Here is a 20,608-nt window from a genome sequence, read left to right on the forward strand (position 1 = left end):
AGGTCGATGCCGGAGACCATTTCAGAGACGGGATGCTCTACCTGGATGCGGGTGTTCATCTCGATGAAGTAGTAGGTGCGTTCGATGTTGTCGAAGACGAACTCAACGGTCCCGGCGTTTTTGTAACAAACTTCTTTGCAGAGTGCGACAGCGGCGTCTGCCAGGCCTTGCCTGAGTTCGGCGTCCAGGACCGGTGAGGGCGATTCCTCGATGAGTTTTTGGTTGCGTCGCTGCGCTGTGCAGTCGCGTTCCCCGATGTGCACCACGTTGTGGCCGTCGGAGATGACCTGGATTTCGATGTGCCGGATGTCGGTGAGGTAACGCTCGATGTAGACCGAGGGATCGCCGAACGCGACCTCCGCCTCGGACATGATCTCTGCCAGGTCTTTCTCCAGCGTCTCTGCGGTCTCGACGACCCGCATCCCGCGCCCACCGCCGCCGGCCGCGGCCTTGATCAGGAGGGGGTAGCCGACCTCGCTGGCAACAGCGAGGGCTTCGCTGTATTCAGCGATCGCACCGAGTGAACCAGGGACGGTAGGCACCCCGGCCCGGCGGGCGATCTTCTTGGCTTCGATCTTGTCTCCCATACGCCGGATGACCTCAGCTGCGGGGCCGATAAAACCGATCTGTTCTTTTTCGCACAGCGCGGCGAAGTCGGCGTTCTCGGAGAGGAAGCCGTAGCCGGGATGGATGGCATCGACCTTGTAGGCCAGTGCTGCGCTGATGACCGCGCGGGGATCACGGTAGCTTGACTTCGCCTGGGCGGGTCCGATGCAGACAGCCTGGTCCGCCAGTTTCACGGGCAGGGAATCTGCGTCGCCCTCGGAGTAGGCGAGCACGCTGCGGATGCCCAGCTCCTTGCACGCCCTGATGATACGCAGGGCGATCTCACCGCGGTTGGCGATGAGCACGCTTTTCAGTGGTTCACCCATGGCGCTTGATCACCATCAGTGGCTGGCCGTATTCGACTGCCTGCTCGTTTTCGACCAGGATCCTCACCACGGTGCCCTCGACCTGGGCCTCGATGTTGCTCATCAGTTTCATGACCTCCACGATGCACAGCACCGACTCTGCGGTGACACTGTCACCGACCGAAACGAAGTTAGGAGCACCTGGTTTCGGGGACGCATAGAAGATTCCGACCATCGGCGCCTTGATCAGCACTTCATCAGCAGCCAGTTCGCTGGTACCCGACGAAGGTGCATCCGGGGCCGGCGCGAGGGCAGCCGGCACGGCAACAGCGGGTGCAGCCGGGACGGCCGGGGCTGATGGTGGAGCCTGGGTAGCAGGCGCCGGGGCCGGGGCCGGGGCCGAAGGGCTGCCGGAGGGTTGCTGGTCGCGGGAGATGAACAGCTCCACGTCGCCGAACTTGAGGGAAAGTTCACGGACGTCTGGGGTGAGGTTTGCCCAGTCGACGATGGCCTTGAGTTCTTTGATATCGGGTGGGTTAAGCGACATTTTCGTTCTCTCCTTTTGTGATGCTGATTCGCAGGTTTCCTGCATTCAGTGCTTGCCGGCCGGTCTGGCTCTTTTGGTGGATTGCCTTGATCAGGTCCAGGAGCGGCAGGGGGATTTCATCGGCGTTCCCGCCGGCGGCCACGGTCTTTTGCATTTCGTCGACCTGCGTACCGGCGAACATCGCGCGCAGGAGCAGCAGGTCGATGCTCTCGTTGGGATGGCGCTCCCGCAGGTGGGGGAGCATCGGGGCGATCGGGGTGGGTTCGAGGGCGATGTTCGAAGCGCCGTTGGCCACGATTTTGGCGTGCAGTTCCGGGTCGATGGGCGCCAGCAGCGTGCCGTAGTAACCCAGGGCATACTTCTTGATTTCGTTCGGCACGATCGAGTACCGCTCACCCGAGATCACGTTCATCACTGCCTGGGTCCCCACGAACTGGGCGAAGGGAGTGATCATGATCGGGAAGGCCAGCTCGGACCGCACCCGGGCCACTTCGTGGAGCAGCTCATCGAAGCGATCGGACAGCCCTGCCGTTGCCAGCTGCGAGTGGAAGTTCGACAGCATGCCCCCGGGAAGCTGGTGCATGAAGTGCAGACCGCTGTACGCGACAGGATGCCCTACCGGCTTGTCCTCTGCCTCAGCGATGGCGTTCAGCTTCCCGCTGATCGTGTCGATGATTTCGTCATCGACATTGACCGTATATCCCAGCGCCCGCAGATCCCGCACAATATCCTGCGTCGCCGGCTGCGCGGCGCCGTTGGCCATCGGCGCGATCGAGGTATGCAGCGCATCACAGCCAAGTTCCACCGCCTCGAGATAAACCAGCGGCGCCAGCCCCGTCAGGCAGTGGCTGTGCAGTTCCAGAGTCCGCTCCCCGATAGCTTCTTTGAGGGCCGGCACCAGGGTGCGGATACGGTCCGGCGTCAAGAGGCCAGCCGCGTCCTTAAGCATGATCGCGTCGACATCAGCCTTCTCAATCAGCTCCAGGGCCTTAGCGACGAAGAGCTCGTCGGTGTGCACCGGGCTCTCCGAGAACGAGACAGCCCCGAAGGTGGATGCTCCCAGTTCCTTCGCCCTGATCAGGCCCGGAGCGATGTTGTCGATGTCGTTGAGGCCGTCGAAGGATCCGATCACCCGGAAGCCGTTGGCGTACAGGTTCTCCACCCAGGCCTCGATCACATCATCAGCCAGGAAGTCGAACGAAGCAATGTTCTTGGAACGGATCAACGCCCTGAACCTGGTGTTGGGCGCATGCTCATGCGCCAGGCGTACACGCTCCCACGGGTCCTCCTTGAGATAACGGACCGCCACATCAAACTGGATCGGCGCCATAAGATCGACCTGCTCGAAACCAACCTTGTCAAAATCACCCGCCATCGAAACGATGTGATCAGTGCGCATCCTCGTCGCCCACAGGCTCTGATGCGCATCACGCAAAGTCGTATCAATGATCTTGATCTCGCGCCGACTCCCGGGCGGCCGCCCGCCAAGACTCATTACCGACGCAATCGACGGTGGTGTACTGGTCGACATGGCTCTCCTCGTGTCAAGATAGTGAAAGTAAGTTTCAGGGTCTGCCATACTATGGGATGACCGGGCTAACAAAGTCAAGTATTTTTCGAGGCAAGCGGAACGGATGAAGCAATGAATGCAGCGTCGATGAGCGAAGTCGAACCCCCCAAACAACGCCAGGTGATCCAATCCGTCGCGCGGGCTTCGCGCATCCTGCTCGCGGTCGCTCGATCAGCGCACGGACTCACCGCAACCGAGGTGGCAGCCGGTGTCGGCCTCGCCATGCCTACGGCCTATCATCTGCTCGCGACACTTGAGGAAGAAAAGCTACTGAGCAAGGAGCCGGGCAAGCTGTACACCCTCGGCCTGAGCGCCATCGACATCGCCAACTCGCCCGGCCTGCGCGTACGTGTGGACGCCAAACACAGGCAAGCCCTCAGGCGACTCGCCGAAACCACCCGCGAAACGGCATATCTCACCGGCTGGTTCCGCGGGGAAATCCGCATCCTCGCCATGGTCGAAGGATCACAGGCTGTGCGAGTCGCCGGCCTCGAAGTAGGATTCACCGGTGATGTGCACGCACGAGCAAGCGCCAAAGTACTCCTCGCCTTCGCTGACGAAGAACAGCGCTCGTCCATCCTGGATAACCATGAGTACACCCGGTTCACGCCGATGACGGTGAGCGACCGAGCAAGCCTCGAAACCCAAATGGCCGAGATACGACGCACCGGCATCCTCTACGACCGAGGCGAATACCGGGAGGACGTTCGATCCTTGAGCGCCCCGATCCGCAGCGACGGACGTGTCGTCGCTGCCTTGGCGGTGACAGTTCCGTCCAGCCGCTACGAGCGAACCGAATCCGCGCTGGTCGAAGCACTCCTGTCAGCAGTCACGCTCGCGGAGCAGTAGCAATGAGTTACGGCAGCCCGACGCCCTGCATCCCTATTGGCGATTCGCCTCTCCTGGGCCTGCCCAGGACGCACTTAAGGCAACCGGTCGTTACGACAGTCCCAGCCTGCTTGAGGAGCCCGAATCTTCGTTAGACCAACGCCGCTGTAGCATCTGGACAGCCGCCCAATCGGCAAGGCATATCACGTGCCCCCCGCAGCAGAGTCTTGGATCCAAGCTGGACAGAGGGCCGGAGCAGGAAGCATGCCGGCGCTGTGTTTAGGGCCAATGCCTGGGTAAAGGTAGCGCCGGCTGCCCACGACCGGGGACAATCCTGATGGGTTATCCCCGCTACTACTGCTGAGGGAGCAACCCCCACCGGCTCCCAATTTCCAGCCGTGGATAACTCGGATTGACCCCAACTGTGGACAGCTCCTGGGTGCATCGCACCGAAATGACAAGCACATTTTTGTTTGACCCCTACAAATTAGAGTAGCCAAGGCTTTACTAAAGTCTGCTGCACGGAATATCCCTCAAGACGTAAGGATCTATCAATGACGATGCAGGAAAACCCCCAGACCGCCGAGAACCCTGGAACAACCCCGGGCTCGGGCGTTGTAAATGAAAGGACTCTCGTGCCAGAGATTCCTATTTCCAGTCAGCCAACCGAGGTGACTCGCTCCCGCCGGCGCACCGTGCTGTTGCCGCGAGACCTGGGGCTTATTGCCCTGTTTGCTGCACTCATAGCAACCTTGGGTTTTGTCGCGGTTCCAGTTGCAGGTATGGCGGTCCCGATCGTCCTGCAGAACTTGGGAGTATTCCTCGCTGGCGCCATTCTTGGCGCCCGGCGGGGAACGCTGGCCATCGTCACCTTCTTGGTTTTGGTCGCTGCCGGCCTCCCGCTGCTCTCAGGAGGCCGCGGAGGCATCGGGGTGTTTATGACCCCATCGTTGGGTTATCTCTTGGGATGGGTCGCAGGCGCTTTCGTCATCGGCTTCCTGACCGAAAGGATTGGCGCAGGGAAACGGTACTTTCCAAAGGTTTTGGCTGCGGTCATGCTCGGTGGGGTACTGGTTATTGACCTGCTGGGAGCGCTCGTTTCGCCCTTGTTCACCGGTTTGGATCTCGGCGTCACCCTCATCGGGTCCGCGGTGTTCCTTCCCGGAGACATCCTCAAAGCAGTGCTGGCCGCACTGGTGGCCGCAGCAGTACACCGCGCCTACCCGGTTCCACCCGTAGGTATCCGGCGAGGCGAAAGCGGAGCCTAAGGCCCGCAAAAAGCACCCGATAGGATCTGCCCACATGATTTCCCTGCAAAACGTCAGCCATGACTACGACGGATTCGACGTGCTCCGAGAGGTAAGCCTTGACCTTCACGAACATCGGATCGCCTTCATTGGTGCAAACGGCAGCGGGAAATCCACCCTGGCCCGCACCCTCAACGGCCTGCTGGTCCCAAGACGCGGAACCGTCTTAGTCGATGGTCTGGACACCCGCAGGAACGCTGTCCAAGTGCGTCGCAGAGTCGGGTTCATGTTTTCGGACGCCAATCACCAAATCATCATGCCCTCTGTTGCCGAGGACGTCGCTCTGGGGCTTCGGGGGCAAAAGCTTTCGAAGCTGGAGAAGGCGGATATCGTGGCCGAAGTCCTGGATCGTTACGGGTTATTGGCACTTTCCAACCACTCGGCTCACCTCCTATCCGGCGGGCAGAAACAAATGCTAGCCCTGGCCTCCGTCCTGGTCACCCAGCCGGACATTCTGATTTGCGATGAACCAACCACCCTTCTCGATCTGCACAATGTCCAGATCTTCCTCGATACCGTCAGGAACCTGAGCCAGCAGGTCATCCTGATGACCCACCATTTGGAAATCATTGAGGATTACGACCGAGCCATCCTCATGGATCGGGGGCAGGTGCACTTCGACGGCTCGCCCCAGGACGCCGTGGCCGCTTACCGACGTCTCATCGGCAATCGGGAAAAGGAGCGCACCGGACGATGATGGGTCTCTACGTCGACGGTGCCTCTGTACTGCACCGAGCGCCCGCGTCCGCTAAATTCCTGCTGCTGTTCCTGACTCTCACCGCTGTTTTTCTTGTAGAGAATCTGTATGCGCTAGGTGCGATCCTGCTGTCGAGCCTGCTGGTCTACCCGGCCGCTGGCGTTCGGCTTCCGCTCTTGTGGGCGGCGGTGCGGCCCGTGGTCCCGATCGTGGTGCTGACGGTCGCGGCCCAGATGCTTTTCCACAGTCTGCAGCGTGGGGCAGTGTTCGGGATCCGCCTACTTATCGCCGTTCTGCTGGCAAGCCTGCTGACATACACCACTCGCAGCAGCGACATGCTGGACTTTTTCGGCAGAATGCTTGGACTGCTGCGTTACGTCGGTATAAGCCCTTGGCGGGCCAGCCTGGTGCTGTCGCTAACGGTACGCGCGATTCCACTTCTGTCCTCATCCATCACCACGGCGCGGGAGGCATTTCTCGCCCGCGGCCAAAAAGCTTACAGCTATGAAATTGTGGTTCCCGTTATCGTCGGGCTCATCCAGACTGCTGAAGCCATCGGCGACGCCATTTCGGCTCGAGGCCTCGAAACCGACACTTACGAGAGCGGAACACTGGATGAGGTGTCAAAATAGAGGTGCGCGTGAGTGCTGCAGGCCTCGTTAAACTCCGATGAGCACGACGGGCAGCGCGTGCTTGCACGGTACTCAACAATGCTCAGCTCTGTCCGGCAGACCCCGCAGAGAATCGCCCGCTCCTGCCATTGGTCCTCCGGCCAGAGCTTAACCGGGTGGTCCGAACATTCTTCATGGCACCGGAAGCAGGGATAGTAATTCCCACAGCAGTTGAACTTAACGGCGATGATGTCTTTGTGGGTCCGGTAGTGGACGCAGCGCGTCTGCTCATCGACGGGTTTGCCGTAAATCACCATAGGGTCCTACCAGTCGTGTGAAGGTGCACGAAGTTTACGTGCACTGGATCTTGACGAATGCCCGAGCGATGGGGAAACCTCCAGCCCAGTTTAGTTTCATTAACGCCCTCCTGGACAGCTGAAGCCCTGGTCCGCGATGAATGCCAGAATGACCTGTCGGCACCCAAGGTCATCGCGAGCCGTGTTCTGTAGTTAATGAAATTAATCAGGGCGCCAAAGGTGGCAACTGCGAGGACACGGCCGTTCGTGCAAGCGGACTCGCCGATTCCGGAAAACTTCGCTCACGGACGACCAGGTTGGAGCACACCCCAACCTGACGTCAGGCTGTGAGGCAAAAGAGCGTCAGAATAGGGTCCGAAAGGCGGTTTATACAGTTCCCTGGTAAAAGGTCTCAGACTTATATCTGACAGAAGGCCGCGGTCCAAGTTCGAACGCCGGCGTAAAGGATCGCCATTCAGGAACCGAAAACTTGGAATCTATCCAAGACGGCTCGTCCAATACTTCAATCTTCTACTTACTTGATAACGTGAACGAAAACTTTATCTGGGGGTTTGATGTGGCACATCGTCGTGGATTTTTAGCGGAAATGCAGCACCAGGCGAAAGTCGCCGAACAGCGGCAGCGAGCCGCATCGCGGGAACAGGCGGCTTCGGCGCGCCGGGCTGAGCAGGCATGGAAGGCTGATCAGAGGGCGCAGGTGGCATTGCAGCGTGCCTCAGAAGCGGACCGCAAACGCTTTGAGAAGGAGGCAAATGACGCTCACGTTGCCAGCCGACAGGCAGAAGTGGAACAGCTTAACGCCGAACTCGCCACCGTCTACGACCAAGTGGATTCCCTTCTCGAATCGACTCTGGCTGTGGACGACTACGTCGACCTCGCAAGCTTGCGCAGGAAGGTAGAACATCCAGCGTTTGACCGCCGGCTGGAGACTCCAATTCTCGCTCCTGAGCCACTTCTCGATCCCCCAGCACCCGTATTTCAACCGCCAGCTCCACCGACGGGGCTTTTCGGTCGGAAAAAGAAGCTTGCTGAGGCCAACCTTCATGCTGAAGCCGCATTTTCCAGAGCTCAAGCAAATTGGGAGCACGAGATGGCCCAACTGCCGGGCCGGCGTCAGGAGATTGCTGCCAAATACGCCGCAGATGAAAACAACCGAAAGCAAAGGCTCGCGGCTGCACAAGCCCGCTACCTCGACGAATGCGCCGCTCGTGAGGCTGAGGTCAATCAGCACAACGCCTCCCTTGACGAACTGATGGCGAATCTCAGCTACGGTTCAGTCGAAGCCGTTCAAGAGTACGTAGGAATTGTGCTCGCGAACTCCGTATACCCCGAGGGATTCACGGTGGAGCACGAGGCTCAGTTTGAACCTGGAACAGCTGAACTCGCATTGCGCGTCCTCGTACCGAGCCCAGACCAAATCCCGACGATCAAGTCCTACAAGTACGTCAAGGCCAGCGACGAAATAACGCCCGTGGCACTCTCGCAGAAAGAGTCGAAAGACCGATACGCGGGAATTGTTCATCAGGTCGCACTGCGAACCTTGCATGAAATCTTTGAAGCCGATCGCCGGACGCTGATTCAGAGCATCGCGTTGGAGGTCGGAACGCAGACGATCAATCCGGCAACAGGCAATGAAACTTACATCCCGTTCGCCGCGGTCGGCGCATCACGTGACGCGTTTTCTACTATCGATCTCTCAGCCGTTGTGCCAGCCGCAACTCTTGAGCACCTGGGCGCCGCCGTCTCTAAGAATCCCCTCGGGCTCACGCCGGCGAATGTCTCGGGGGTTCGGCGCTCCTGATGAAAGATGACCTGGTTTTCAATCCGCCTCCCGGCTGGCCCCGACCACCAGCATCTTGGCGACCTCCGGCTGGATGGACACCGGACCCGGCCTGGCCGTCGCCTCCGCAAGGATGGCAACTCTGGCTGCCATCCGAAGATTCCCCGGCTGCGCCACACGTTAAGCCGGCACCGACGCCTGTATCCTCACCTGGCAAGGCGGAACCAGGCGAACCTGCCATCGCGGCACGAATCGCGTTTCTCGAAGCAGAGAATAGCCTTCTGCGGCGGCAACTATCCGCAGCCAGTGTCGACTCGGGTTCCTACGTCGAGCTCAATGATGCACTGGTGCTCCAGGAAGTTGGCATCTACCGCTATCACCACCCTCTTGAGAATGCAGCGTCGTTCCGCGAACGCTTGGACGACGTGGAAACGCGGATCGCGGAACTCGTGAAACTCGGCCAGGCGATCGTGAAGTCGAATCTCTTCACCTTCAACAATTCGCTTGCCAAGGGTCGACGAATGACCGAAGACCTCGCAAAGCTGATGCTTCGCGCCTACAACGCTGAAGCCGACAACAGCATCAGATCCCTCAAGCTAGGCAATGTGGTCACCGCCAAGCGCCGCCTGGATGCATCTCGTCTTGCGATCGCGAAATTGGGTGCACTCATGGAAATGCACATCAGCGATGAATTCCATGCGATGCGTGTCGAGGAAATTGAACTCACCGCCGACTGGCTCATGAAGAAACAGGAAGAAAAAGAAGCCGAACGGGAAGAAAAGGCCCGTCTACGGGAGGAGCGCCGCGTCGAACGGGAACTCGCAGAGGAACGGGCCCGACTCGATAAGGAACGCGCGCACCTGCTCAACGCCCTCAATGCGATGCGTGCTTCCGGGCAGCGAGATCCTGATCTGGAGCTCCGGCTCGAGCTAATCGACGAAGCCATCGCCCAGAACGACTTCCGCGCTGCAAACATTCGGGCCGGCTACGTCTACGTCATCTCCAACCGCGGAGCCTTCGGCGAGGACGTCGTCAAAATAGGCCTCACACGGCGCCTGGAACCAACTGAACGCGTCGCTGAGCTCAGTGGAGCATCGGTGCCGTTCCGCTTTGACATCCACACTCTTTTCTTCTCTGAAGATGCAGTTACTCTGGAAAACGAACTCCATAAACATTTCGCGACGAGGGCCGTGAATCAGGCCAACCCACGCAAGGAGTTCTTCTTCGCCACCCCATCCGAAGTTCGAGACGTGCTAGTGCAAAAAGTGGGCAACCTTCTGGAGTTCAGCGAACAGGCTGACGCCACCGAATACCTTCAGTCGGTCAACCAGTGGCCATCTCGACCTTTCCAGGGGGCAACGGCTACTACGCAGCCCATAACTACTCTGTAAGTCGCCAGCGGGCGCGGCTTTTGCTGGCAGACCGGACGGTCAAGGAACGCCGGTGCGGATCAGTTTGGTTCCGGGAACGGCGGGCAACCAGTGCCAGCCTGTGCGGCCAGCTATCGCCGAAGTCGTACTCGGAGTGGTACCTGCCCTTGGGGCCCGCCAATTGGCGAAGCTCCAGTCAAATAGCGGTTGACCGGAGCTTCGGTTCATTATGAGTACCTGAACCTTGGAATTCCCTGTGAAGCGGGATTGGGCGAGGGTCGCAGCGACCGCCCTACTGATAGCCCCTGGTCGTCAGGCGCCTTCCGCCTAAATAGACGGAGCGTCATTGCTGCTGGTGAGTTGGAGGCGGTGTCAGGTATTCGCGTAATCCGGGGATTGCGAAGTCGACAAGCCCGTATCCCGCAGGCTCTATGAGCCCGGCGTCCAGAAGGCGGGTCCGGTAGTTGCCCACGGCGTTGGGCCGCATGCCGGTGCGCTTACCGATGTCCATGCTCGAGGAAGGCCCGGAGTCCTCTGCCATGGCCTGTAGGAAGTCGCGATCTCTTCCAGACGTTGTTGAGAGTGCAGCTTCGATGACGACGCGTTCGTTTCTGCGGCGGGCGGCCGCGGCGGCCCGGTCGACAGCTGCGGAGTCCAGGCCTCCAGGGCTCCTTTCTGATTCTTGCCAGAGGTAGTAGCCGACCAGTTGGATGAGGAAGGGGTAGCCGCCGGTCCTTTCGGCCGCGATCCTCGCCAGGTCGGATCCCAGAGTTTTACCAGCGCCTTCAAATGTTTCGGCAAAGGAACGTTCCACTTCAGCAATCGAAGCTGCATGGAGGTCGATGCGGTCAGCTCTGCGCAAGAACGTGGCGACGCCCTCATTCAGCAGGTCCGAAACTGCGGCAGGCAGGCCGGCGAAGATGAGTCCGATGGGTAGTCCCTCGCGGATGAAGTGCTGTACGTCGGCTGCTAGCTGGGACAGCTCGGCGCGGTCTGCGGCATGGATCTCGTCAACAGTAATGACCAGGCCCGTTCCCCGCTGCGCCAGCAGGCGCAGAAGTTCCGAACCACGGACACGCCAGTCAACTTGCTCCTCCGGGGCGAGTTGGGTCGTAACCGCGAAGCCAGCAACTGACAAAGCGGTTACACGCCGGCCTGTGGGGCCGTCCCCCAGTTCATTGGTCAGTCTGCGCATTGCCTCACCAATGCGGCTCAGAAACCCTCCGGTGGCCGTCTCGGAAACAACCGCCCACCCACTGGCTATCGCAAGATCTTCGGCTGCGCCCAGCATGACGGTCTTGCCGATACCCCGGGCTCCAGTGAAGATGGTTAAGAGGCCTGGTGCCCCTGACCCGATGCGGAGGCCGTAAGCGAATTCATCCAGCACTCCCCCGCGCCCGACGAGATCGGGCGGTGTAGCCCCCGCTGTGGGACGAAACGGGTTCTCCATGGCTCGCTCCTGTGAATGTCTATGAATCTTGTGAATCCTGTGAATCTCACGATACCGTGCTTCACGTCCTGAGGCTGGCTCAGGCGCCCCCTTATTTGCGGAATCCTCGGGGGCCCTGCACATACAAAGGAATCACCTGAGGAAGAACTATGGGATATACGCACGACTTTCCGGGCCTAAAAGCCACACCCGCGGTAATAGAGGATGCACGCAGACTCATTGCCGCCTCAGCCGTGACCATCTGCGGTCCTAACGGCCAAGGCCTCCCTGTATCGACCGAGAAGCAGGGCATCCGGTTGAACGGCGATAAGGCTGTCGGTGAAAGCTATGACACGTTCCACCTTCGAGGAACCGATATGCCCAGGTACCCGGCAGTGCCCGACTTCTGCAAAACCGAAAATCAGCCCTACGACGAGGTGGTTACGGCAATCTTAATCGCTGCTGCTGTGCGGGAATTCGAATCCAAGACCGGCGTCGTCAAAAGCGATGGCCGCTGGGACAACTGGGCTGCGGGCTTGCAGTTGTACGAGCGGGCGATCCGGAGACTGACAGACGAGGAAAAGCTGGCTTTGGAGCTGGACGTGGAACGGATGCGCCCGGATCCGATCCACGCCTGACATCTTCGGCCGGGAGGCGCGGTGCACCAGGTTCCAGCCCTGGAACGGTGCTGCCTGCTCCGCGCTGCCTTTTGGTCTAGCGGCTCAAACCGTTCTTAGTGCGCTCGGCCCCCGCTGTTTTCCCTGCGCCGCTCTTTCTCGCCTTTGCTGCACCCTTGCCCATGGTCACCGCTGCACTGGGGTGTGTGCCCTCGCTGCGGGCTGCGGCGAGGCGTCCGCGTATCTGGGTCTCATTCGCGCCTGTGGTCGCCAGGGATTCAGCGAACTTCTCGTGGTGTTCAGCCGAGCCGTAGCCGGCTGCTGACGTGCTCTCGGCTTTGAGGCCCTGGTCTCTTAAACGGCCGCTGTCGTTGCCGGTGACGCGGTTCTCGATCTCGCGGCCGAGTCCTTCCAGACGGGCAAAGAGTTCCTTCTCGGCGCGTTCGTAGCGCTGTTCCAGGGATGAAAACTGGGTGCCTTTGAAGCCGCCCTTGGCCAGGAGCTTGGCGTCGTGCAGTTCCTTGGCGGCTTTGACGAACTCGGGATCCTTAAAGTGGGCTTCTTCGGTGCCGTTGATGTTCGCTGTGGTTTCTTTGCGCAGCTGGTCGATGTCGGGACCGTTGATGCCGTCCTTGCCGATGAGGAACAGTCGTTCCTTCACTGTGGCGTCCGCGGCTTCCAATGCCTTGGGGGTCTTCGCGGTGTGCGCGGTCTGCAGTGCCTGTGCCAGCTCGGGGTTGGCCAGGTACTCCACGGGTACTTGGTGGCGTTCCATTTCCGGGGCCAGTTTCGCGGCTTGGGCGCGGAGTTCTTCTGCGCGGGCAGCTGCGAGCAGCTGCATGGCCTTCTCGTGTTCGGCGGCCGCCGTGCGTGTCTCTCCCTGGCTGCGTGCCAGCTCCTCCTGCCGGGCCTTCTCGGTGGTAATGGTCCGGATCCCTGACTCGAGGTAGGCCGTGTCCGGGCCGACGTCGTGTGTGTCGATGCCGTACCGGGCCAGGACTTCCTGACGGATCTTTCCGGCTGCTTCCAGGGCTGTGGGGTCGTGGTCCTTCCAGCTTTCGGCGACGGCGTGCGCGGTGGCGATGTCGGCAGGTTGCGCCTTGTCCCACCACTGATCCTTGTGCACGGGTGCGAGTGCCGCGTGGGCGGCGCTGCGCTCGGCCGTGAGCCGTGCCTTCGCTTCGTGCGCTCCCTGGGCGTCCTGGTGTTCCTGCTGTCGCTGGGATTCCTGCCGGCGGCGTGCCAGCGTCTCGGCGATGCGTGAGGCGATCATCAGGGATTGCCGCATCCCATTGTCGAGAAAGTCGTCGATGCCGTCTGATTCACTCATGGTGTTCCCCTTGCACTTGGTGGTGATTTATCGGTCGAGGCCCGGCCCGGAGTCGCGCCGGATGGGCTGATAGGTCTTCGCTGGTGTGGCCGGGGTGGGTGTCGTGGGAACCACGGATCCCGGCCGGATGGGTGCCATGCCGCGGCGTGCAATATCAACTGCCCTGGCCGGCATCGCTGCCTCAGCGGCTGCCGGCTGCTTTGCTCCAACCGGCATGACCTTGGGCATCGCGGCAGTGAACGGCGCGAGCTGGTTCTCCACCACTGACCGGATGCGCTGGGCTTCCCTGGCCCGTCCGGACTGGGCGTGCATTTCATAGACTGCGAAGGCGGTGTTGATCAGCTGCACCATGAGCGCTGTTTGGGCTGCCGTTTTGTTCGTGCTTGACGCGGCCATAAACAACATCGCAGTACCGGCAATCGACGGCAGCGCGACGGGTTTGCCGTGCTGCCGTGGTGCACGCAGCTGGGCGGTGCGGGACAGTTCAGCAGCTGTGGCGGCCAGCGGCCCGGGCGTCGCCTCGAGCCGGTATGACCATGCCGCGAATGCACCTGATACGTCCCGTGCCGCCTTCGCCCAGGTCGCGTGATCATCCCGCGGAATGGTGCGCAGCTGGTCCGCCAGTGCCGTCACGTTGCGGGTGTACTGAACCCATGCGTCAGCTGAAGGGGTTGCGTTCTCGGGGCCGGTCCTGGAGACCTTGCGTTTGTTGCGCGCCGCTGCGTTCCATTCCGCCGCAGCCTCGGTGGCCAGGTGCGGGGTGTCGGGCCATTCCTCACGCAGGGCACCGAGCTTCAGGTCCGAGGCAAGGGTGCCGCCGCCGAACCAGATAGGACGCTCCCCCGGCTTCGGGCGTTCGGCGACCGAGTAGCCGACGATGACGTCGGTGGTGTTCTTCGCGTACCGCGGCCGGACGAGCAGCCCGGTGTCGCGGGCGCGGCGGACGAACTCCGCTTCGGTCGCTGAGGCGCTGGCGCTGGCGCGTACCTTCCGGGCCAGGGATGCGCGGTGCATTTCCCGGTCATCCCGGACGGCGGTGGCTTTCTCGGCCCTATCGTATCCGCGGGTGGCGTGCACGGAAGAGAGTTCTTCGAGGCCGTACTTGGTTTCGAGCTCCCGGCAGGTTGCTTGTGCGCGTTTGTAGTCGCCGTGGGTGGAGGCTTTGGTGCCGTCTTCGCGGACGAGGGACACGGCGATGTGGATGTGGTGGTTGCCGTTCTCACTCGTTCCGTGGTTGATCGCGACCCATCGGCACTGGGCTTTGCCGCTGGCTTCGGTGAAGCCCATGGCGTCGACGAAGTCGTTCGCGATGTCGCCCCACTGCTGGTCAGTGAGAGCCCCTTCTTCGGCGCGGAGGCTCAGCGAGCAGTGCCACACATCGGCCTGCTTATGACCGTTCGGTACGCGTTCCTTTTTGACCGGGTCCCAGCGGAAATCCTTCTGCAGAATCTCGACACCGAACCCCTTGCGGGGCTGGTCCAGATGCTTCGCGATCGCGACCGCGTCATCCTTGTCGAGGACCCCGTCGTCGTACCAGGCCATGATCGCCGCGTCCCCCGCGACCAGGTGCGGATCCGTGTGCGAGTTCTTCGTCTTATCCGCATCGGTGGAGGCCAGGTACAGGAGCAGACCGGACATCCGGGACCCGCGGGTGACGTTCGGAATCACTCCTACATCAGCCCCTCAATTGTTCGGTCAATCCGCATCGCGACCTCGCGCACATACCCCAAAACCGCCTTGGCGTCCTGGGGGAACTCGTTGCCGGCGTTCGCGTGCCGGGCGATCTGGTTCACGTTGTTCGACACCCGCGCCAACAACGTATGGATCGCCATCAGTTCAGCCATCGCCGCCTTCCGCTCCGTCGGTGTCTCCGACCCCTCCGACAACGCAGCACTGATGAGCAGGTTCGGGACCGTGACCCTCTCCCTCGCAGCCCGGGCCACCAAGGCAGCTTCCTCCTCAGCCGTGACCCACAGATCACGGCGCTTCTTCGAACCCGCCGGCCTGTTCTCCCGCCGCCGCTTGGAAACCCGGGAACGCGGCTTCTCATTCTCCTCAGACACGCACTCCCCCAATCCCTCAAACAGCCCAGCGCAGCGACCCCAACCCGGGACCACACGACCAGTGTGTCAAGCGAACAACCACAGGGCCGTGAACGACACGCCATTTACACCCGTGTAAATGTATAGCTTGCTCCGCCGAAATTGGCTTCAGCCCTTTTCCTGCACTATCCGCCGTCCCGGTCGTGAAGTGGCACGCCGCTGCGCGTCGCTGCCCCAAAACAGGGCAACATTGTGGTTACGGTGGGTGCATGCCAACCATCGATATTGAACAGACCCGCAACCAGGCCCGCGCCCTCCTGGACTCCCGCATCGAGTCCGTCACCAACCTGGTCAAGACCAGACAGCGCATCACCGACCTCCGCGACCAGCTCGCCGACGCCGAACGCGAAGACAAACGTGCGTACGTGCGCGCAACCAAGGACGGATGGAGCCCTGAAGAGCTGAAGAAACTCGGGCTCGAGTCCGGCGCCGCAGCACGCCGCCGGAAACCGGCCACCACCCGCACGACAGACGAGGCTTCCCCGTACTCAGCCGATCAGGCTTCCGGGGCTGAGTAGACGTTGCCCCTCGCCCACCCGGGCACGGCAAAAGCGACACTCCTTCGGGCTTTTCCCGCACCCACGTGGACGACCGGACCCAGCTGACCGGCTGCACACAAACGCCAGCCCACCACTGCCCGTAATGTCACCGGCCGGGACCGGCGAATGTGCACAGCCTGGAAAGGCACCTATCACCAACAGACAGCTTCCCCATGGACCAAGACCGCGGCAGCCGGCCCACCGGATCCCGCGGCAGGTTTTCCTTTCAGCAGGGACGACACATGACGTCGACGGGGTCGGCCCGTAGCAGCGTGACCTTGCGCCCAGGCCTGCTTCCAAACATACGGGTCTTCCGTCGTGAGGCAACCGCGGGCGGGAATCCACCAGCGGCACACGGCAAATGATTACCATCGCCTGTGGTGGCCCGCGACGGTACACCCCTCAGGGCAGACGAGTACTCGCGGGCTTCTTTATCTCTAAGAAGACGGCGAAGGCCGGCACCGTATCATGAACTGCTCCCCGAAAGTTGGACTGAAAATTCAGTCCTTACGTTCGGGGAGCAGTTTTATGCAGAACAGTAGTTCGTTATCTGAGGAACAGCGCGAGGCCGCGGTAGCGTTGTTCGAGTTGGGTTGGGGTGCGAAGGCAGCGGCGACGAGGCTAGGGGTCCGTTCAAAAGCTGTCATCCGCATCCATGGCTTGTGGAGAGTTCGCGGAGGTACGGCGCTGGTGACCAAATCAACCCATCGGAAGTTCACATTCGAGTTCAAACTCGCCGCCGTCCGCCGGTTCCAAGCCGGAGAGAGCCAGGTCGCCCTGGCGAAGGAGCTCGAGCTTTCCTCACCGGATCTGATCAAAAAGTGGGCACGTATATACCGCAACGAAGGCGAAGACGGCTTGCGCCCGAAACCACCCGGCCGACGGATCTCACCTCCTAAGACGCCGACACAGCCGGAGTCGGAGCTGCAGCGATTGCGCCGCGAGAACGAGCGCTTGCGGGCAGAGGTGGCCTTCCTGGGAAAAGTAAACGCCTTGAGGGACGAGGAACAGCGCTAAAAGTCCGCGCTGTCATCGCTCTCAAGGCCGAGCACCGCTTGGAAGTTCTCCTGGACGTAGCCGGGCTGCCCCGGTCCACGTTCTTCTACCATCAGGCGCGAATGCTGGCCCCTGACCCGCAGGCAGCTCTCAAGACCGCGATCACCAGTATCTTCGAGAAGAGCCGCGCCCGGTATGGGCATCGCCGTGTCCACTGCGAGCTGGTCAAGCAAGGCTGGACGATCGCGAAGAAGACCGTGCTGAAGCTGATGCGTCTACTGCGGCTGGTCTGCAAAGTCCGGCGGAAGAAGCGCTACAACTCCTACCAGGGCGAGCAGGGCGTCGTGGCTCCGAACCTGTTGAAGCGCGAGTTCAAAGCGGATGCGCCGAACCAAAAGTGGGTGACCGACGTGACCGAGTTCAGCGTCGGCGACCGGAAACTCTACCTATCACCGGTCATGGACCTCTTTGACCGGCAGATCATCTCCTACGCCATTGGAGTCTCGCCCAACTTGGAACTGACCAACTCATCTCTGCGCGGCGCCCTCGCCATACTGGAGGACGGGCAGAAACCACTCGTGCACTCGGACCAGGGGTTCCAATACCAGCACACTTCCTGGCGCAAGCTCCTGGAAAACGCTGGCGCGGTCCAATCGATGTCCCGCAAAGCCAACTGCTACGACAACGCCGTCATGGAGAACTTCTTCGGCCACCTCAAAGAAGAACTCTTCCACCGAGTCCGGTTCCTCAACACCGATGCGCTGAGAGCAGCGCTTCACGAATACATCCACTGGTACAACACCGAAAGAATCTCCACGAAGCTCCACGGCCTAAGCCCAGTTCAATTCCGCGCTCACGTGCTGTCGGCGTAGCTTGGCCCGCAGTGAGGCGCTGCCTCGTTCAGGACCGGTTGCTGAGCCTTTCAATGAACTCATCGGCCTGCGCCAGGTTCCGGGCCATCTTGGCTCGCTGATGGACGGCCCTCTCCAGGAATCCAGCCAGCGTCACTGATCTTTCAGGGGCCGCACCTTCAGGGGCCGCAAGGAGGGCAAGGATTTCAGCCATCTCCTCGAGCGAGAAACCCAGGGGCTTCATCTGCTTGATGACCATCAGGCGTTCGAAGTCATCCTCGGAAAACACCCTGAAGCCGCCGTCAGTCCGTGCGGTTGCTGGGAGGAGCCCGACGTCGTCGTAGTGGCGGATGGTCCGCAGGGAGAGGCCCGTCCTCTCCGCCAGTTCACCGATGTGCATGGTGTTGGTGCTGCTGGTCTTAGCCGTCATCAGCGCCTCCGTCCTCTTCTGATTTAAACCCTACCATCACGTTAGGGTAGGGTTTAGATAGTGGGGTGAGACCTTTAAGACTAATTCCCCCTCTTCCCGGCGCGGCGCTGCGCCCCCCTCATTCACTTGCAAAACGAAGGCGCACCCGCGCGTCTTCTTGACCATGAACGGAGCCAGAAATGGCCGTTAAAACCGCCGGGGTATCTCCGGCCTTCACACCCGAGCAGCTTCAGTCCGTGCGCGGCACCCTGCGGTCCCCACGCCGGCTCAAGACCGAGGTCCTTGCCGGACTCGTCGTCGCGCTGGCCCTCATCCCGGAAGCCATCGCTTTCTCGATCATCGCCGGCGTCGACCCGAGAATCGGACTGTTCGCGTCCTTCACCATGGCGGTCACCATCGCCTTCGTCGGCGGCCGCCCCGCCATGATTTCCGCAGCCACCGGCGCGATCGCCCTCGTGATCGCGCCGCTGGTGAAGTCCCACGGCGTGGACTACTTCATCGCCGCCGTCATCCTCGCCGGCATCTTCCAGATCATCCTGGGCCTTTCCGGCGTCGCGAAGCTGATGCGCTTCATACCCCGTTCGGTCATGGTCGGGTTCGTCAACGCCCTGGCCATCCTGATCTTCATGTCCCAGGTCCCGGAACTCCTCGGCGTTCCGTGGCTGGTGTACCCCCTCGTTGCACTGGGTCTGGCCATTGTCTTCGGCCTGCCCAAACTCACCAAGGCTGTTCCGGCGCCGCTGGTCGCCATTGTGGTTCTGACATTGATCACTGTCTTCGCGGCCGTCGCGGTCCCGACCGTGGGCGACAAGGGCGACCTGCCCGATTCGCTGCCGGCGCTGTTCATCCCGAACGTGCCGTTCAGCCTCGAGACCCTGCAGATCATTTTCCCCTTCGCCCTCGCCATGGCTTTCGTGGGACTGCTTGAATCGCTCATGACGGCCAAGCTCGTCGACGACGTCACGGACACCCGCTCACACAAGACCCGGGAGGCCTGGGGCCAGGGCGTCGCAAACATCGTGACCGGTTTCTTCGGCGGCATGGGCGGCTGCGCGATGATCGGGCAGACCATGATCAACGTCAAAGCTTCCGGAGCCCGGACCCGGATCTCGACGTTCCTGGCCGGCGTCTTCCTGCTCATCCTCGTCGTCGTCCTGGGCGGCATCGTCTCCGTGATCCCTATGGCTGCGCTCGTGGCCGTGATGATCTTCGTTTCCGTGGCCACGTTCGACTGGCACAGCATCCGGCCACGGACCCTGAAGATGATGCCTAAGAGCGAAACTATTGTCATGCTCGCCACCGTCATCGTCACCGTGGCCACGCACAACCTGGCCATCGGCGTCGGCGTCGGCGTGCTCGTGGCCATGGTCATGTTCGCCCGCCGCGTCGCCCACTTCGTCACCGTGGAGCGGACCGTCAAGACCGTTAACGCTCACGAAACTGCCACTTACGTCGTCGACGGAGAACTGTTCTTCGCCTCCTCCAACGACCTCTACACCCAGTTCGAATACGCGCTGGACCCCGAGCATGTCGTCATTGACATGCACGCCTCACACCTCTGGGACGCCTCCACGATCGCGGCTCTGGACGCCATCACCGAGAAATACCACCATCACGGCAAGGACGTGAAGATCGTCGGTCTCAACGAGGCAAGCACCCTCATGCGCGAACGCCTCGGCGGCAAGCTCGGCGCCGGCCACTGACCACAAAACCGCAAGAGCTCCCTTCCAAACTCTGACTCTGGAAGGGAGCTCTTTTGCATATTGAGCGACACCGGCCATTGAAACTCCGGCTACTGCACTAGGCTCTTAATTAGCCAGTCCAACTTTAGGGGACCAGTTCATTATGCGGCCGTCCCGGCCTTTTGGCCGCTGTCGATGATGATTTGCTCAACTGCGCTGGCGGTGTATCCCCAGAGGACCAGCTGGTTCAGGTAGTCCCGGTGGGTCTGGCTGGGTGAGCGCCATGAGTCCTTGTGGATGGTCTTTTCGTACCCGGCGCAGATCACTGCGATGAGCGAGAACTCGGGACGGGTGGTGGTTTTGGCGACGTGGTCCCTGAGCGGGTTCCATGCCCACTGGTTGGATTCCTCGACCTTCGCTCCGACCATGTCGGCGGCGACCTTGCCCTCGTATCCGCTGGCAGTTTCGGGGTGGTGGGTAATGGCGTGGACGGTGAAGTACTGCCAGCCTTTGGGGGCCTGCTTCTTCGCCAGCAGGTTTTTGACCCATTCGCGGCGGACGGTGGTGGCTTCTCTGCACTTTGCAACCGCCGCGTACGCTCCGATCCCAACGATTAGTACGCGGTACTTCACCTGGTCGATTTATACGCCAGCGGAAGAGATGCTCACAACTGTCTTTGATGCCTTTTTGCAAA

20 protein-coding genes and 1 pseudogene are annotated in these 20,608 nt (G+C 61.1%); 11 read left to right on the forward strand and 10 right to left on the reverse strand.

The window, feature by feature from the left end; all coding sequences use genetic code 11:
- The 3 genes from PY310_RS20040 to PY310_RS20050 all read right to left on the reverse strand — a co-directional run.
- Positions 1-932, reverse strand: a 932-nt coding sequence (locus PY310_RS20040) for an ATP-binding protein (RefSeq protein ID WP_275216335.1), incomplete at its 3' end; no start/stop codon positions are given.
- Entirely contained in the window at positions 925-1,458 is a 534-nt protein-coding gene (gene accB, locus PY310_RS20045) for an acetyl-CoA carboxylase biotin carboxyl carrier protein (RefSeq protein WP_275216336.1), read from the reverse strand. The genes accB and PY310_RS20040, both read right to left, overlap by 8 nt.
- Positions 1,448-2,989, reverse strand: a complete 1,542-nt coding sequence (locus PY310_RS20050) for a pyruvate carboxylase subunit B (RefSeq protein ID WP_275216338.1) — start codon at positions 2,987-2,989, stop codon at positions 1,448-1,450. Before PY310_RS20050 ends, accB begins: the two co-directional genes overlap by 11 nt.
- A gap of 126 nt (positions 2,990-3,115) precedes the next feature.
- On the opposite strand from PY310_RS20050, the gene PY310_RS20055 reads away from it, so the two are divergent.
- The 4 genes from PY310_RS20055 (at position 3,116) to PY310_RS20070 (ending at position 6,492) form a co-directional block, all read left to right on the forward strand.
- Positions 3,116-3,877: an IclR family transcriptional regulator gene (locus PY310_RS20055; RefSeq protein ID WP_275216339.1), complete on the forward strand. Its 762-nt coding sequence runs from the start codon at positions 3,116-3,118 to the stop codon at positions 3,875-3,877.
- A gap of 650 nt (positions 3,878-4,527) precedes the next feature.
- Entirely contained in the window at positions 4,528-5,124 is a 597-nt protein-coding gene (locus PY310_RS20060; RefSeq protein WP_275216340.1) for a biotin transporter BioY, read from the forward strand.
- A 34-nt stretch (positions 5,125-5,158) separates the two neighbouring features.
- Positions 5,159-5,860 carry an energy-coupling factor ABC transporter ATP-binding protein gene (locus PY310_RS20065; RefSeq protein ID WP_275216342.1) on the forward strand — a complete coding sequence of 234 codons (702 nt, stop codon included), beginning with the start codon at positions 5,159-5,161 and terminating at the stop codon, positions 5,858-5,860.
- Positions 5,857-6,492 (forward strand): energy-coupling factor transporter transmembrane component T family protein, encoded by a 636-nt coding sequence (locus PY310_RS20070; protein ID WP_275216343.1) that lies wholly within the window; start codon positions 5,857-5,859, stop codon positions 6,490-6,492. Before PY310_RS20065 ends, PY310_RS20070 begins: the two co-directional genes overlap by 4 nt.
- Here PY310_RS20070 and PY310_RS20075 read toward each other — a convergent pair.
- Positions 6,456-6,788 (reverse strand): CHY zinc finger protein, encoded by a 333-nt coding sequence (locus PY310_RS20075; protein ID WP_275216345.1) that lies wholly within the window; start codon positions 6,786-6,788, stop codon positions 6,456-6,458. The two genes, PY310_RS20070 and PY310_RS20075, sit on opposite strands and share 37 nt — an antisense overlap.
- Positions 6,789-7,257: 469 nt before the next feature.
- Here PY310_RS20075 and PY310_RS20080 point away from each other — a divergent pair, with 469 nt between their 5' ends.
- Both PY310_RS20080 and PY310_RS20085 read left to right on the forward strand, forming a co-directional pair.
- The gene (locus PY310_RS20080) at positions 7,258-8,589 is read left to right on the forward strand and encodes a hypothetical protein (protein ID WP_275216346.1); all 1,332 of its coding nucleotides are present in this window, start codon (positions 7,258-7,260) and stop codon (positions 8,587-8,589) included.
- A gap of 326 nt (positions 8,590-8,915) precedes the next feature.
- Positions 8,916-9,959 carry an SNIPE associated domain-containing protein gene (locus tag PY310_RS20085; protein WP_275216347.1) on the forward strand — a complete coding sequence of 348 codons (1,044 nt, stop codon included), beginning with the start codon at positions 8,916-8,918 and terminating at the stop codon, positions 9,957-9,959.
- Positions 9,960-10,281: 322 nt separating this feature from the next.
- Here the strand turns inward: PY310_RS20085 and PY310_RS20090 are convergent, their stop codons facing one another.
- A complete protein-coding gene (locus PY310_RS20090; RefSeq protein ID WP_275216348.1) occupies positions 10,282-11,388 on the reverse strand; it encodes an ATP-binding protein in 1,107 nt (368 codons plus the stop codon).
- A gap of 149 nt (positions 11,389-11,537) precedes the next feature.
- Here PY310_RS20090 and PY310_RS20095 point away from each other — a divergent pair, with 149 nt between their 5' ends.
- Positions 11,538-12,005 (forward strand): hypothetical protein, encoded by a 468-nt coding sequence (locus tag PY310_RS20095; RefSeq protein WP_275216349.1) that lies wholly within the window; start codon positions 11,538-11,540, stop codon positions 12,003-12,005.
- Positions 12,006-12,081: 76 nt separating this feature from the next.
- On the opposite strand, the gene PY310_RS20100 is transcribed toward PY310_RS20095, so the two are convergent.
- Genes PY310_RS20100 through PY310_RS20110 form a run of 3 tightly spaced genes read right to left on the reverse strand, consistent with a single transcriptional unit; the run spans position 12,082 to position 15,377 of the window.
- Positions 12,082-13,314 carry a hypothetical protein gene (locus tag PY310_RS20100; protein ID WP_275216351.1) on the reverse strand — a complete coding sequence of 411 codons (1,233 nt, stop codon included), beginning with the start codon at positions 13,312-13,314 and terminating at the stop codon, positions 12,082-12,084.
- A 27-nt stretch (positions 13,315-13,341) separates the two neighbouring features.
- Positions 13,342-14,982, reverse strand: a complete 1,641-nt coding sequence (locus PY310_RS20105) for a relaxase/mobilization nuclease domain-containing protein (RefSeq protein ID WP_275216352.1) — start codon at positions 14,980-14,982, stop codon at positions 13,342-13,344.
- Positions 14,983-14,984: 2 nt separating this feature from the next.
- Positions 14,985-15,377 carry a MobC family plasmid mobilization relaxosome protein gene (locus PY310_RS20110; RefSeq protein ID WP_275216354.1) on the reverse strand — a complete coding sequence of 131 codons (393 nt, stop codon included), beginning with the start codon at positions 15,375-15,377 and terminating at the stop codon, positions 14,985-14,987.
- 248 nt (positions 15,378-15,625) lie between these two features.
- On the opposite strand from PY310_RS20110, the gene PY310_RS20115 reads away from it, so the two are divergent.
- From PY310_RS20115 to PY310_RS20125, 3 genes are all read left to right on the forward strand, one after another.
- Positions 15,626-15,934, forward strand: a complete 309-nt coding sequence (locus PY310_RS20115; RefSeq protein WP_275216355.1) for a hypothetical protein — start codon at positions 15,626-15,628, stop codon at positions 15,932-15,934.
- A 549-nt stretch (positions 15,935-16,483) separates the two neighbouring features.
- On the forward strand, positions 16,484-16,972 hold the full coding sequence (locus PY310_RS20120; RefSeq protein ID WP_275216356.1) for a helix-turn-helix domain-containing protein: 489 nt from the start codon (positions 16,484-16,486) through the stop codon (positions 16,970-16,972).
- Positions 16,973-17,010: 38 nt separating this feature from the next.
- Positions 17,011-17,823 (forward strand): IS3 family transposase, encoded by an 813-nt coding sequence (locus PY310_RS20125; protein WP_275216358.1) that lies wholly within the window; start codon positions 17,011-17,013, stop codon positions 17,821-17,823.
- A 28-nt stretch (positions 17,824-17,851) separates the two neighbouring features.
- Here the strand turns inward: PY310_RS20125 and PY310_RS20130 are convergent, their stop codons facing one another.
- Positions 17,852-18,232: a MerR family transcriptional regulator gene (locus tag PY310_RS20130; protein ID WP_275216359.1), complete on the reverse strand. Its 381-nt coding sequence runs from the start codon at positions 18,230-18,232 to the stop codon at positions 17,852-17,854.
- A gap of 179 nt (positions 18,233-18,411) precedes the next feature.
- On the opposite strand from PY310_RS20130, the gene PY310_RS20135 reads away from it, so the two are divergent.
- On the forward strand, positions 18,412-19,935 hold the full coding sequence (locus tag PY310_RS20135; protein WP_275216361.1) for a SulP family inorganic anion transporter: 1,524 nt from the start codon (positions 18,412-18,414) through the stop codon (positions 19,933-19,935).
- Positions 19,936-20,075: 140 nt separating this feature from the next.
- Here the strand turns inward: PY310_RS20135 and PY310_RS20140 are convergent.
- Positions 20,076-20,483 (reverse strand): annotated as a pseudogene (locus tag PY310_RS20140) (ParB/RepB/Spo0J family partition protein); the annotation flags it as partial.
- Positions 20,484-20,608: the final 125 nt, after the last annotated feature.

Origin of the sequence: Pseudarthrobacter naphthalenicus (assembly GCF_029076445.1) — a bacterium.
GTDB lineage: Bacteria > Actinomycetota > Actinomycetes > Actinomycetales > Micrococcaceae > Arthrobacter > Arthrobacter naphthalenicus.

Bases quoted from the DNA above. Each gene is read 5' to 3' on its own strand.
- PY310_RS20130 (WP_275216359.1), bottom strand. From the start codon at position 18,232: ATGACGGCTAAGACCAGCAGCACCAACACCATGCACATCGGTGAACTG.
- PY310_RS20120 (WP_275216356.1), top strand. From the start codon at position 16,484: ATGCAGAACAGTAGTTCGTTATCTGAGGAACAGCGCGAGGCCGCGGTA.
- PY310_RS20090 (WP_275216348.1), bottom strand. From the start codon at position 11,388: ATGGAGAACCCGTTTCGTCCCACAGCGGGGGCTACACCGCCCGATCTC.
- PY310_RS20075 (WP_275216345.1), bottom strand. From the start codon at position 6,788: ATGGTGATTTACGGCAAACCCGTCGATGAGCAGACGCGCTGCGTCCAC.
- PY310_RS20100 (WP_275216351.1), bottom strand. From the start codon at position 13,314: ATGAGTGAATCAGACGGCATCGACGACTTTCTCGACAATGGGATGCGG.
- accB (WP_275216336.1), bottom strand. From the start codon at position 1,458: ATGTCGCTTAACCCACCCGATATCAAAGAACTCAAGGCCATCGTCGAC.
- PY310_RS20055 (WP_275216339.1), top strand. From the start codon at position 3,116: ATGAGCGAAGTCGAACCCCCCAAACAACGCCAGGTGATCCAATCCGTC.
- PY310_RS20065 (WP_275216342.1), top strand. From the start codon at position 5,159: ATGATTTCCCTGCAAAACGTCAGCCATGACTACGACGGATTCGACGTG.
- PY310_RS20095 (WP_275216349.1), top strand. From the start codon at position 11,538: ATGGGATATACGCACGACTTTCCGGGCCTAAAAGCCACACCCGCGGTA.
- PY310_RS20070 (WP_275216343.1), top strand. From the start codon at position 5,857: ATGATGGGTCTCTACGTCGACGGTGCCTCTGTACTGCACCGAGCGCCC.
- PY310_RS20135 (WP_275216361.1), top strand. From the start codon at position 18,412: ATGGCCGTTAAAACCGCCGGGGTATCTCCGGCCTTCACACCCGAGCAG.
- PY310_RS20050 (WP_275216338.1), bottom strand. From the start codon at position 2,989: ATGTCGACCAGTACACCACCGTCGATTGCGTCGGTAATGAGTCTTGGC.
- PY310_RS20115 (WP_275216355.1), top strand. From the start codon at position 15,626: ATGCCAACCATCGATATTGAACAGACCCGCAACCAGGCCCGCGCCCTC.